Here is a 12,476-nt window from a genome sequence, read left to right on the forward strand (position 1 = left end):
GCGCCAGCGCGACGAGGCGCGGCCAGAGCTGGTGTTCCGGGGGCGCTGGGCCCTGGCCACGCCGATCCACCTGGACGGCGAATTGGCCCTCGACGGTGATTGGCAGGACGCTGTCGGCGTCTCGGACGTCCGCCGTGAACACCTCAGCCGCACCAACATCCGGCTCCTTGGGTGGTGCGCCAGCCACCTCAAGCACGGAGAGCCGAGGCTCCACCGGGCTCCGTGTCGCGCACAAGCGCGAGCGCGGAGCGGCCGCGAGGGTCTGTCCCCAGCCCGTGGAGGTTGTCCCGATCGGTGCGATACGTGGCGATGAGCTCACGCCAGTGGCCGATGTCGAGGTGAAGCCGGTGGGCGGGTTCGAGGGGCGTTCCAGGCCGGAGGGCCGCGATGTGGACGGCGTGGTCGATCGGTGTGAGGGGCAGGGGTTCGGCGTTGAGCAGGGTCTGGGCCCGGTCCGCCGCCGCGTGGGCGATCTCAAGAAAGTCGCCCTGGGTGGGGAGGCCGGCGGGCGGGGTGGGCAGGTCGTCCTGGAGGAGCCGGTGGCCGGTGGCCGGACTGCGCGTCGGTGGTCGTGAGTCGCCGTTGCGTGGTGCGCGCCAGCGTTCGAGTGCGGCCGTGTACGTCGTCACGGATGTAGGCTCGGCTGCCCGAGCCGGTGTCCGCGGGCGGGGAACAGGGTTCAGGGGTGGGGTCATGCGGCGGTCCCCAAGGCGATGAGCTCGTACAGTTCGTCGTTGCTGAGCTGCGCGGGGTCGAACGCGGTGCCGGGACTGAGCGCGTCGAGAAGCTCGTTCTTGCGTGCGAGCAGCCTTTCGATCTTCTCCTCGATGGTCCCGGCGGTCTGCAAGTGGTGGACGTGGACAGTGCTGCGCTGGCCGGGCCGGTGGAGGCGGTCCACGGCCTGGCTGACGGCGGCGGGGTTGAAGTGGGTGTCCACCAGGATTGCGTGGTTGGCGGTGACGAGGTCCAGGCCGGTGCCTCCAGAGCCGCGGGTCACGATCAGAAGTCTGCTGTGCCGGTCGCGGAACCTGGTCAGGGCGACGTCGCGTTGGCCGGACGTCATCGCGCCCGTGTACAGCAGCGGCCGGCAGCCCCAGGCGGTGGCGTGGCGCTTGAGCACCATCGCCATGGTCGCGAACTCGGTGAAGAGAACCGCCGCCGCCCCGGGCTCGCTGTCGAGGATCGTGGGTACGAGGTCGTCCAGTGCGGCGAGCTTGGAGGCCTCCTTGCTGGCGCGGGCGGGGTCGTAGCCGGCCAGGCCGGTGGCGAGGCGGTCCGAGGTCGCGGATCCGATCTTCAGATGCAGAGGGCTGTTGCAGATCTGCCGTAGCTGGGTGATGAGCCGCAGAACCGCCGCCGACCGGTCGCGGCCCGACGCGGTGCGGAGCACCTCCGTCGCGAGCCTGGTGGCACGGGTGTAGAGGCCGACCTGGGCGGGCGTCAGAGCGAGGACGTGCCGGGAGGTGATCTTCTCCGGCAGGTCGAGGGCCACCTTGGGGTGTTTCTTGCGGCGGCGCAGCATCACGCTGCCCACGACCCGGTTCAGCGCCCGCTGGGTCTTCGGGTCGGGGCCCTTCTCGAGGGTGCCGAAGGCGCGCATGAACGCGGCCAGGGAGGTGAACAGGTGGGGGTTGGTCCAGTTCAGGAGCGCCCACAGGTCCCTCAGCCTGTTCTCCACGGGGGTTCCGGTCAGCGCGAGGCGGGTCAGTGCCGGCACGGCGGCAAGGGCCTGGGCCCGCTGCGAGGCGGGGTTCTTCACGAACTGCGCCTCGTCGGCGACCACCAGGGAAAAGGCCTGGCCCGTCAGCAGATCGCGGTCCTCCAGCAGGGTGCCGTAGCTGGTCACGACGACCTCGTCGGCGGCCAGGTGCTCCAGGGACCGGTCCGGCCCGTGATAGCCGCGCACCGGCACGGCGGGGGCGAACTCGGCGAGCCTGCGGACCCAGGTCAGCACCATCGACGCCGGCGCCACCACCAGCACCGGCAGACCCCCCGACTGCCCGGTGTGGATGCGATGCAGGATCAGCGCGATCGTCTGGATCGTCTTGCCCAGGCCCATCTCGTCGGCGAGGATCGCCCCGAAGTTACGCGTCACCGAAGCGAGCCAGGTCAACCCCGCGCTCTGGTAGGGCCACAGCGTGCCGGCCAGACCCGGCGGCGTTTCGACCCGGGTGTGCGCGGCGCCGGTCAGCAGGTCGGCCAGGTCGGCCAGACCACCGTCGGCGACCACGTCCGCGTGCTCGCCGCCCTCCAACTCCACCGACCCCAGCAGCACCGCCTGCAGCGCCTCACCCGCAGGCACGCCCCGGCGCAACCGGCGGCCGCGAGCGCGTTCGGCGGTGACCTCGTCCACCAGCACCCAGCGGTTGCGCAGCCACATCAGGGCCCCGGCCGCCGCCGCGATGCGCTCGCTCTCCTCCGGGCTCAGCGGACTCCCGTCGAGGCGCAGCTGCCAGCGGTAGTCCACGAGCTGGTCGAGCGCCAGGCCCGCGTCGGGCGGACCGGAGGCGACAACCGTTGCCCGAAGTCGGGCCGCCCACTGCTCGGGCCACACCACCTCCACCCCGGCCTGGCGCAGAACCCGTCCCAGGTGGCCGAGCAGGAGCACAGCCTCGCCCGGACGGACCCTCACCCGGTCGCCGTCGCCCGCGGCGGCCAGTGGGGACCACAGTGCGGCGGCCTTGCGCAGCGCCCGTCGGGCGCGCAGCACAGCGGGGTGTTCGGCCCCGTGGCGTTCGTGCAGTTCGGGCAGCGTCACCAAGGCGGCCCCGCGCTCGGCGGGCCGCAGGCGGACGCTCACCTGCAGGGACTGCGCGGATACGCCTGGCCGTGGGGGAGGCATCACCTGGACGACGACCCCGGGCAGCGGGGTGGGGTCCGCGATCTCCTCCAGCGCGTCGAGCCACTGGGCGGCGGCGCCGCGTACCGGGTGGCGGGTGCGGGCGGTCAGGGCGTTGTGGCCCCAGATCGCCGCGACTCCCGGGCCGCAAACGAGGGCATCGGTGAGCTCGCCCAGCACCAGGTCCGCTGCCGCGCGGGCGGACAGCATCGTCCCGCGCCGGCCGCCGAGGGCCGCGCTGTGCGCCCACGGTGGCAGGTCCGCCGCCAGCTGCTCCAGCCAGGCATGCTGTTCGTCGCCAAGCGGTCCCGGCCGCCACAGCGCGGTGCCGTCGGCCCGGATGCCGGGGCGGACCTGGCCTCCGGCCACCACCTGGCATCCGTACCGCAGGATCTCGCGCCAGGCCACGGCCGAGGCGTCCCACGCGGGATCCGGGTCAGCGGCCAGCAGCACCCGGGCCGCATCGGCGACCGGCACGCACGGTCCCGGCACGACCAGGGCTCCGCGCTCCGACCACAACCGCCAACCCCCACCGCCCCGGCCCGGCTTCGCCTTGCGGGCGGTGGCGGTGTCGAAGGTCACGAACCCGGGCTCCGGGCCGTCCACGCCGACCACGCACAGGCGCGCACCGGCCCGTACCGCCGCCAGCAGCCGCTCGCCGCAGGTCAGGTCCGCGTCGTCGCCGGAGGGCGGCGCCTCGAAGAGGGCGACCCAGCCCGGCTCGGGTGCCCCGGCACCGGACTCCTCGGCGGCCTCCGGTGCCAGCAGCCAGCAGCGCACCGCGGCCAGCAGCTCCGCGCACACCTGGTCGCGGTCGGGGCCCGATGCCCACACCCGCCCGTCACCGAAGGCCGCCCGCGCCACGACCGCCCCATCGCCGCCCACGCCGTCCGCGAGCTCGACCTCACCCAGCACACCGCCCTCGCACAGAGCCGCCGCGGCCTGCCACGCACGCGCCGGCTCCCGCTCCAGCACGGCCGGCGGTACCCGTCCCGCGATCTCCTGCACCAGCAGCCACCGCGCCGCCAGCTCCCCGATCGGCTCGACCTCGGCGACCACCGCGATCCGCACATCGCGGCCGCCGACCCTGGCCTTCAACTCCACCTGCCGCCCGCCACCCAGGGGCCTGGTCGCCCGACGCTTGAGAGCACCGAACCACCGCTCCCCGCCCGCGTCCCCCAGCCACCCTTCAGCAGCCTGCGCCGTCCACCCCAGGGGCCCGAAGCCGCGCTCACCGGACAACGCCCCGAGCAGGAGCCGCGCGCACTGCTCGACGGCGACTTCCTCGTCGGCACCCGTCGCCACGACGCGCACCGGCCCGCCCTGCGCGCAGGCGGACATCGTCACGGTCACCGGGCCATCACCCTCAACCGCCGTCTCGAACCCGACCAGCACGCCGGCCTTCGCCAGTTCCACCACACACGGCAACGACTCCTGCGGGGGCACCAGGTGCCACACCCGCAGGAGATCGGCGACCGGCCCCACCACCACGCCCAGCTTCGCGGCGGCAAGAACCGCTGCGGCGTCCAGCGCGGCGTCCTCCGAGAGCTGCACCGGCCCTTCCACCAGCAGGACATCGACGCCCGCGAGATCCTGCCGGATCTGCCCGACCCACAGCGCCTGCCCGTCCGCATCGCCCACCCGGTGGGCCGTCCCGCTGAGCACAGCCCCGCCAATGCTGCCCGTCCGGCACAGCTCAACCCACTGGAAGCCCGGCCGACCAGGCCGGCCGCTGCGCTCTGTCACGGCGTCCCAGGCCGCACCGGCGGCCAGAATCTCTTCCTCGGGGGCACCGGCCTCGACCAACTGCGCGAGCCGCTCCTGCCACGCCTCGACCCGCTGTTCGGTGTCCGAGGAGATCCGATCGGACACCGCCAGCAGGCGCTCCTGGTGAGCGACCTCCGCCTTCGAGTCCTCCACGAACTGCGCGGCGTCCACAGCGGAAGACCCGCCGGAGTGCCACCCCTTCGCCCGCCTGCGCTTCTTGGCGCCCCCAGCGGCCGACGTCCTGCCCGGCGACTGCGCCTGTGTCGTCAGGGCCGACACCACCGGACCGACCCGGGAGTCGTCCGCCCACGCCACCAGGCCCTCGACGCCGGCCCAACCCTCCGGGGAGAGAGCCTCGCCGTGACCTTCGGCCTGCGCCAGCGTCTCCAGCAGCGCCAGCGCCGCACGGTGAAGAGCGGCCCGGGCACCGCCGGCGACACCGACCGGACCGGTCACGCTCCGGCCACCGTCGTGGAGCGCCAACTGGCAGGCCTCGAAACCTGGTTCGAGACACGCACTGCGACGCACCAGCGTCATGCCGCACGCCCACGCGGCCGCCTCCAGCGCCGTCCACGCGATCCCGAGATCGGCGGCCAGGACCTTCCACGCGAACGCGACGGCTTTCGGCAAGCCGTACGAGCTGCAGATCACCACCACCAGGTCGGCGGGGGTGGTGCTGGGTCCCTGAAGCGAGCACAGCACCCTCCTGTCCAGCTGAGCCAGGTCCGTCTCCGCGGGTAGTGCTCCCGGGCGGGTCAGGAGGCCGGACATCCACGACGTGCTGATCCACGGCAGGGCGTCGTCCGATACCAGCCGGGCCAGCAACCCGGCGGTCCCGTCAGCCGTCACCGGCATGCCCCCTTGGTCTCCCATCAGGGCGACGATGTGGGGAGCGAAGGCCCGCAGCAGACCGGATGAGATGTCGGGGTGGAAGTAGAGGATCAGCTCACCGCGGTCCTCACCGTCCAGGAGTGAGCTGTGGTCGGCGGCCAGGATCACCAAGTCGGCTGGCCAGTCAGGCACGGCTTGAACCATCACGCGCCGGCCAGTCGCGGTCGCGCCTTCGTCGGCCAACGCGGCGGTCGCGACCTCGGTGCACAGGCCCGGCGCGAGGATGGAGACCAAGGCCGCGTCGCTGTGCGCGGCCACGGACAGGCGCAGGATGTCGTCGACGAGACGCACCGCAAGGTGAGTGTCCGAGTCGTTCCGGACGGACGGGTCGATGCCGGCCTGCACGACATTCCACTCGCCGGGCTTGGCCATATGGGTGGCGTGCGCACCATACTTCGTGAGACTTGCGGGAACGCGTAGTGCTTCGTTGACGACCGCTTCGAGAGCTTGGCCGGGGGACTGGCAGTCCGGGCACGTCGCCGCCTTCAGCACACCCCGCTCGAATGTGCCGTTCCACTGGTCACGATCGGTGGCGCGAGCGTGACTGCGGCCGCAGCCGGAGCAGCGGAGAGCGATGGAAGTCCGGGGAGGCATAGCGACATCGTGCCCGACGCAATCGGGCCTCCGAGACAGAAGTAACCCAAAAGCATGAAGATCTGACGTTATGTTGACAAACGGCTGTGGTCCTCTCTCGGTGCATGCGGACCGCCGGATGAAGGGTGTTCCCCGACAGCTTCGCGACCGGGCGGTCGGCTGAAAGCGTTCAGCCGACCGCCTCCATGTACACGCTCACCATCGGTGACGGCCGCGTCGAGGGCGGTCACTCGGGCAGGCCGCTCTCTTCCGTGAAGAGGCCCCCGAACAGGGCGGCGATCACGTCCCCGCTATCCGCGAGGAATTCCGCGACTGACGGCGAGTGCGCCTGTCCGTCCGTGATCCCCACAGTGCCGTCGGGACTCACGACCATGCCGTCGAACCCGTTGCCGTCCACGATCATCCTCCGATCCGCTGCCCCCCGTCGGGCAGCTGGCCGCAGTGACCCTAGCGAGCGCTACTGCGCTCGTGCAGCAAATCGGCCCACCCTTGCGTGTATCGGCGACCGGACTTGCACAGTCCAGCAGCGAAGCGTCACGATAGGGAGAGTTCTGTGCCTTCGGTGCGCATTCCCGCCGGTCATCCCGATCGATAAGCGGACACGCTTCGACGTGGTCGTGGCCGCCGGTGCCAACGTGTCGTCGTCGACCTCGTGAGCAGCACCGACGGTCCGACGCTGCTCTTCGCCTCCGCGAGTGGCCCCGCCCAGTCCCTGGCCGCCGGCGACGTCCTCGTCGTCGGCCCCGGGCTGCGTACGCCGCAGGGGCTGCTGCGACGGGTTTCGGCCATGCACCGCGATGACCACGGCCAGCTCCAGGTCGCCACCGGGGGGAACGGGCGCGCCTGTGGGTGTGTCACCGGTCGGATTCACCCGGACCTTCCCGAGTCCGGGGACGAACTGCGGGCTGTCGGAGACCTGCCCCGCGGTCAGGACGAAGGCCATACTCCTCAAAGGCCAACCGTGCCTACCTGCGCAGGCGCGGGATTACCGCAGTGATCCCGGAGAAGGCGGACCAGGCGGCGAACCGGAAGCGGAAGGACTCCGCCGGCGGCCGACCGGTCACCTTCGACCCCGACCGCTACAAGCAGCGCAGCCACGTCGAACGGTGCTTCCAGAAGATCAAGACCTGGCGCGGCCTGGCGACCCGATACGACAAGAGCCCGGAAAGCTACATGGCGGGCTGCACCGGCTCTGCAGAGGCAGGTGAGTTGTCAGACGATGTACTCCTCCATGAGCTTCGCGTGATGCTGGAGCCACGGAAGCGTGGTGGGCGTATCGGTGTGCAGGTGGCAGCGGCGGAGATTATTGACGTAGGCCGCTAGGTCGGCGGGGTTGTCTTTGGGCTGGTAGAAGGACACGTGCATCTCCAGCGAGTGCGGGTTGGCTCCGTGGCGGTGGAGGTAGTCCGGGCCGTCGTACTTGGAGGCGGTCTTGGCGAGCTGCTGGGTGTCCGGGCGGGGGTTGATGGCCAGGTAGGCGTGAGCGTTCCACTTCACGACGCCGGAGTAACGGCCCCATTCGTTGTAGGCCAGGTGTTCCTCTCCGTCAGCTTCGTCCTGGTCAGGTGCCTGCGTGGGGTCGATGTCCTTGTTATTGGGCTCGGCCAGGTTCACTCCGAAGGCCAGGCGGATCTCGGTCCCGCCGTCGTTGACGCGGACGATGCGCAGGCCGGGGAGGTCAGGGGGGTGCGAGCGGTGCCTGGCTGACTGCTGGCGCAGTCCTGGCCGGGGAGGTGCTGCTGGTTGGGGGTGATGTGGGGGTTCTGCAGCCATGGACATAGGTCGGCGCGGCGCAGGGAGTGCGCGCGGGCGAGAAAGAGACGCGGGGCAGCGGAGTCTACTGTCAGGGCTTGGGCGACGAACTCGACGAGTTGCTGACGTTCTTTCCAGGGGAGGCGTCCGCGGCCGGCGGTCAGAGCGCGCGGCAGGTCGCGGATGTCGAGCGGGTCTTCGCGCGGATGCTTCGGAGTGGGGATGAGGTGCCCGGTGGTGGTGCCGTCCGTGCGGCTGCGCAGGATGTAGGGGACGAGGCCGTTCCTGGCCTGTGCGATGTGGACAGTGATGACCTCGAAGCGCGTGTCGATGCCGTGGGGGCGGGGCAGACGGGGAAGGTGTCCGATGGAGCGCAGGATGTCTTTCACCGAAGACGCGGCGCGGTGGACATCGTCGGTGCGGACGGTACTGCCAGCGAAGGGCTTCGCGGGCTTGGCCTTGGATGCGGGGCCGGCAGTCAGGGTGACCGGGTGAAGGCACTGCACGTGTCGGCCGAGCGAGGGCAGGGCTTGCTTGAGGAGGGGCTTGGGGTCGTCCTGACGGGCGAGGGCGTAGATGACGGGTTTGTCGATCTCCACCAGGCAGCCCACCAAGGGCCCATCATCGGGGAAGGCTTCGCGAAGTTCGTCGGTTCGGGTCTTCCGCTGCTGGGCGCGGTGGGCACGGCGCTGTTCCGCGGTGGCGTCCGGGACCGGCTTGGGAAGGCCGGCCGTCAGCGCGGCGGGTTGACCAGGCGCAACGAGAGGCGGGTGTCGCCCTCGTAGCGGTGGAGTCCCTCCTGGTCGGGGTCCTCTCCCTGGTGGCGGTAGCCGAGGAGGCCAGTGAAGGCAAGGTGGACGGCCTGGTAGGTGCCGGGGGCGCAGTGCCACAACTCCAGGGTGTGGTCTGCGCTTTCGTGAGCGGGTTCGATGCGGCCCGGTCGGCGCTGTGAGGTCTTCTGGTGGGGGCCAGTGGGGCGAAGTGGAAGGCGGAAAGGGGCTCTTTGAGCTGCTCGAACAGCTGCAGCGCGGCGACGGCCGGAACGACCACCAACGTTACCCAGCTGCCGGCGATCGAGATCCCCTGTCCCAGGGCGTAGTTGCGGAAATCCGGCTGCCGCCACAGCGCGCCCGGCGGGTGGCCGGTGTCGGCGTGCGGGCCGCGGCCTGTGGGCGCGGTCACCGGCCGTCCCGGATCAGGTCGAGGATCTCGGCGGTGGGCCGCACGTCGCCGAAGGAGCGGTAGAGGGTTCGCAGCGTCGCGTTGTGGATTTCATCGCTGCCCGCAGCCGTGCCGTCGGCCGCCACGATCACCCGCAGCCCCAGGGTGAAGGCGTCGCGCGCCGTCCCGGCCACGCACACGTCAGTGACGACCCCGCACACCAGCACGGTGTCGATGCCGCGCTCGGCCAGCAGCCCGGGCAGCGGGCTCAGACCCGGGAAGAACGCGCTGGCTGCCTCCTTCTCTACGAGTAGATCGCGGTCCTCGTTGACGGTTAACTGCGGCCACAGGCGCCCGGCGAGCGGGCCGCTGCCGCCGGAGGTCCGGAACATCTCCGCGACCTCGGGGCCGTAGAACTCCCTGCGGGCCGCAGTCGGCTCACCGGGGCCCGGCAGCACCCAGGCCACCAGGCCCCCAGCCCGGCGCAGGGTGCTCGCCAGCGCCTCGATCTGCGGGCGCGTACGGCCTGTCGAAGAACGGCACCATGTCGACCACCACCAGGGCGGCGCGGGCCGGTTCGAGCCAGGTGTAGGCGTGCCGACGTCCCCGGCGCTGCTCCTGGCGGGCGTACTCGCGCTCCGGGATCACCCAGTCGTGCACCCGGGCGGGCGCTTCCGCCGCCGGTTGGGCACTCACGCGCGCACCGCTGCGCCCACGGCCTGGGCGGCCATCAGGACCGACACCACGGCTCCGGACAGCAGGAGCCGGCCGTCCATCGCGGCGGCCACCGTCTCCTTGAGCGGCCACCATTCCACGGTCATGCCCGTCTCGGTGGCGGTCAGTTCCTGCTCGCCGATCGTCAGGTCCCGGGCGAGGAACATGTGCAGGTGTGCGGTGGACTTGGTCATCAGTGCGATCCGGCCGAGCGGGCTCCACGCGGCGGCCGTGATGCCGGATTCCTCCTTGAGCTCGCGGCGGGCGCCCTCCAGCGGGTCCTCGCCGGGGTCCAGCTTCCCGCCGGGCGGGGTGAGGACCTCGTCGTGGAGGTAGGAGCGGTAGCGGACCATGGCGATCCGGCCCTGGTCGTCCAGCGGGACCGTCAACGCCCCGTCGACCCGGGCCTGGTGGAACTCGAAGAACCCTTCGGTGCCATCGGGCTGGGTCACCGTGTCGCGGTGGATCAGGTACGAGTGGGTGTTCAGCAGGGTGGCGCGGCGGTGGTGCTGCCACGGCTCGGGCACGGCCGGCTGGCGGGTGACGGTGGGCAGGCTCATGAGCGGATTCCTTCGGTCTTCGCGGTGGGGAGGAGTGGTCGGGCCTGGCATCATCGGCTGGTCGGCGGTGTTGGGCGGTCAGGTCCGGTCGGCGGTGTGGGGTTGGGGCTGTCCGGGCAGCGAGGTGGTGGCGTACTGGTGGGCCTGGAGGAGGTAGGCGGTGCGGTAGCTGCCGTGCCCGGGGTGGTCCGGGTCGGGTTCGTTGGCCATGAGCTGGTCGTGGGTGCCCTGTTCGACGAGTTCGCCGCCGTCGAGGACGTAGATCAGGTCGGCGGCGGCGCTGGCGGCCAGGCGGTGGGTGATCAGCACCACCGTCATGCCCTGGTCGGCCAGTGAGCGGATGCGGTCGAAGGCGGCGATCTCGGCGGCCGGATCGAGGGCGGAGGTCGGCTCGTCGGCGATCACCAGGTGCGGCGGCCGCTCGCCGGGGCCGACGGTGGAGAATCGGAAGGCCGCTCGGGCGGTCCCGATCCCCTGCCACTGCCCGCCGGACAGCTGCACTCCGTCGATGAGGCCCTTGGCCGCCATGGTGTCCCAGCCGTTCGGCTGCTCGCGCAGCAGGGTGTCGAGCCCGGCGAAGTCGGCCGCGTCCTGGAGCGCCTGGCCGTCCTCGGCGTGTTCGGGGCGCCCGGCTGTGGTGTTGGCCCGGATCGTGAAAGGCCAGTGGACGAAGTCCTGGGCGAACAGGACGCAGGAGGAGAACAGCTGACGGCGATCGGCGGTGCGGGTGTCCACGTCGTCCCACAGGATCCGGCCCTCGTCGGGCTGGTAGAGGCCGACGAGGAGCTTGGCCAGCGTGCTCTTCCCGGCGCCGTTGACCCCCACCAGGGCCACGACCTTCCCGCGGGGTACCACCAGGGACACCTCGCGCAGGGACGGCGCGTCGCGGCCGGGGTAGGTGAACGTGACCTTCTCCAGGCGGATCTCGGCGGGCTGCTGCGGCAGGTCCGCGCCCCCGGCGGGAATGGCCCGCTCAACGGCGGCCGTACCGAGCCGCTCGAGATCCCGGACGTACAGCGACTCCTCGAACATGCGGTTCACACCGGTCAGCAGCGTCCCGATGGTGGCTGCGCCGGTGCGGATGCCAACGATGACGGTGACCGCGCCGGCCATCGGCAGCCGGTGGGTAAGCACGAGCCAGCCCAGGAGTGCGAAGGTGAGCAGCGAGGCGGCGCCGGCCGCCGCGGAGGCGCCCGCGGAGGTCGCGGCCGCGGCCGCGGCGAGACGTCGGCGTTCCCGCTCGGAGGTGCGTGCCATCTCCTCGTAGCACTCCAGCAGCCATCGGCCCACCGCGTGGACCCGCAGCTCGGCCGCGTTGTGGGGCGCGGTGACCTGCTGGCAGATCAGGCTGGAGGCGCGGGCGTGCTGGAGCCAGGCCATCACGGAGGCGTGTCGGCGCCGGGCGGTGCGTACCGCGCCCCAGGCCCGGGGCGCGGCGATCAGTACCAGCATCGGCAGCAGCATCACGTTCAGGGACAGGATCACCCCGGCGGTCGCCGTCATCGTCAGCATCGCGCCCAGCACGGCGACGGCCTCATTGATCAGGCGCCGCACGGAGTCCGCTCCGAAGCGCGCGCTTTCCAGGGTCCGCGCGAACTCCGCGTCCTCCAAGGCGGCGAGCTCGACCGAGTCGGCGTGCCGCAGCAGCGTCAGGGTGGTGATCCGCTCGACCTGGGGCTCCAGGACCGCCGCCGCCCACGTGGAAGCCGACGACAGCCAGCTCGCCGCGCCGGTCGCCGCGCCCGCGACCAGCAGCGGGACCAGCGCCCGGTGCAGGCTCTGCGTGGCGCTGGCGCCGGCCAGCAGTTGGGTCAGCACCCGGTTGGTCGCCACCAGCGCGACCGCGGCGAAGACGGCGCGGCCGGCCTCGGCGCCCACCACGCCGACCAGGGCCCGCCGGTCGGCCCGCCAGGCCAGGCGCCAGGCAAGGAGCAGCATGGCCGGGATCTGTCGGGCGACGCGGCGCAGCGTTGCGTCGGCGGTGGCGCTCTCGTGCCGGGTGAACCCGTAGTCGTAGCCGAACCGGGCGCCGAACAGGCGGAGTTCGCCGGCCGAGGGCTGGAGGTCGGGGCGGGGTTTGCGGCGTGGCCATTTCACGGGGCGGCTCCGGTCTCGTCGAAGGGCACGGGCAGGGTGGCGGGGCGCGGGCCGGCCTTGGATGGCGGGCGGGCGCACGGGCTCGGTGCGGCCGCGGCGCA

The 12,476-nt window shown here is 71.9% G+C and carries 10 protein-coding genes and 1 pseudogene; 1 reads left to right on the plus strand and 10 read right to left on the minus strand.

Annotated features, from left to right (window positions below; translation table 11 throughout):
* Positions 1-188: 188 nt before the first annotated feature.
* The 3 genes from ACFVU7_RS37780 to ACFVU7_RS37790 form a co-directional block, all read right to left on the minus strand.
* Positions 189-629 (minus strand): hypothetical protein, encoded by a 441-nt coding sequence (locus ACFVU7_RS37780; RefSeq protein WP_388050243.1) that lies wholly within the window; start codon positions 627-629, stop codon positions 189-191.
* Positions 630-691: 62 nt separating this feature from the next.
* Entirely contained in the window at positions 692-5,869 is a 5,178-nt protein-coding gene (locus tag ACFVU7_RS37785; RefSeq protein ID WP_388050246.1) for an SNF2-related protein, read from the minus strand.
* A gap of 448 nt (positions 5,870-6,317) precedes the next feature.
* The gene (locus ACFVU7_RS37790) at positions 6,318-6,494 is read right to left on the minus strand and encodes a hypothetical protein (RefSeq protein WP_388050249.1); all 177 of its coding nucleotides are present in this window, start codon (positions 6,492-6,494) and stop codon (positions 6,318-6,320) included.
* A gap of 536 nt (positions 6,495-7,030) precedes the next feature.
* On the opposite strand from ACFVU7_RS37790, the pseudogene ACFVU7_RS37795 reads away from it, so the two are divergent.
* Positions 7,031-7,273, plus strand: a pseudogene (locus ACFVU7_RS37795) (transposase); the annotation flags it as partial.
* A gap of 30 nt (positions 7,274-7,303) precedes the next feature.
* Here the strand turns inward: ACFVU7_RS37795 and ACFVU7_RS37800 are convergent.
* From ACFVU7_RS37800 to ACFVU7_RS37830, 7 genes are all read right to left on the minus strand, one after another.
* On the minus strand, positions 7,304-7,810 hold the full coding sequence (locus ACFVU7_RS37800) for an RNaseH domain-containing protein (RefSeq protein ID WP_388050480.1): 507 nt from the start codon (positions 7,808-7,810) through the stop codon (positions 7,304-7,306).
* Positions 7,702-8,580: a hypothetical protein gene (locus tag ACFVU7_RS37805; protein WP_388050483.1), complete on the minus strand. Its 879-nt coding sequence runs from the start codon at positions 8,578-8,580 to the stop codon at positions 7,702-7,704. The genes ACFVU7_RS37800 and ACFVU7_RS37805 overlap by 109 nt, the downstream gene beginning before the upstream one ends.
* A complete protein-coding gene (locus ACFVU7_RS37810; protein WP_388050490.1) occupies positions 8,577-8,735 on the minus strand; it encodes a hypothetical protein in 159 nt (52 codons plus the stop codon). The genes ACFVU7_RS37805 and ACFVU7_RS37810 overlap by 4 nt, the downstream gene beginning before the upstream one ends.
* Before the next feature lie 286 nt (positions 8,736-9,021).
* On the minus strand, positions 9,022-9,471 hold the full coding sequence (locus ACFVU7_RS37815; RefSeq protein ID WP_388050251.1) for an isochorismatase family protein: 450 nt from the start codon (positions 9,469-9,471) through the stop codon (positions 9,022-9,024).
* The gene (locus ACFVU7_RS37820) at positions 9,443-9,700 is read right to left on the minus strand and encodes a hypothetical protein (RefSeq protein WP_388050254.1); all 258 of its coding nucleotides are present in this window, start codon (positions 9,698-9,700) and stop codon (positions 9,443-9,445) included. The genes ACFVU7_RS37815 and ACFVU7_RS37820 overlap by 29 nt, the downstream gene beginning before the upstream one ends.
* Positions 9,697-10,278 (minus strand): NUDIX domain-containing protein, encoded by a 582-nt coding sequence (locus ACFVU7_RS37825; protein ID WP_388050257.1) that lies wholly within the window; start codon positions 10,276-10,278, stop codon positions 9,697-9,699. Before ACFVU7_RS37825 ends, ACFVU7_RS37820 begins: the two co-directional genes overlap by 4 nt.
* Positions 10,279-10,356: 78 nt before the next feature.
* Entirely contained in the window at positions 10,357-12,375 is a 2,019-nt protein-coding gene (locus ACFVU7_RS37830; RefSeq protein ID WP_388050260.1) for an ATP-binding cassette domain-containing protein, read from the minus strand.
* Positions 12,376-12,476: the final 101 nt, after the last annotated feature.

Origin of the sequence: Kitasatospora sp. NPDC058046 (assembly GCF_042885595.1) — a bacterium.
Taxonomy (GTDB): Bacteria; Actinomycetota; Actinomycetes; order Streptomycetales; family Streptomycetaceae; genus Kitasatospora.

What these genes read in the sequence shown, in the direction of transcription:
- ACFVU7_RS37825 (WP_388050257.1), bottom strand. Translation starts at nt 10,278, where the DNA reads ATGAGCCTGCCCACCGTCACCCGCCAGCCGGCCGTGCCCGAGCCGTGG.
- ACFVU7_RS37790 (WP_388050249.1), bottom strand. Translation starts at nt 6,494, where the DNA reads ATGATCGTGGACGGCAACGGGTTCGACGGCATGGTCGTGAGTCCCGAC.
- ACFVU7_RS37785 (WP_388050246.1), bottom strand. Translation starts at nt 5,869, where the DNA reads ATGGCCAAGCCCGGCGAGTGGAATGTCGTGCAGGCCGGCATCGACCCG.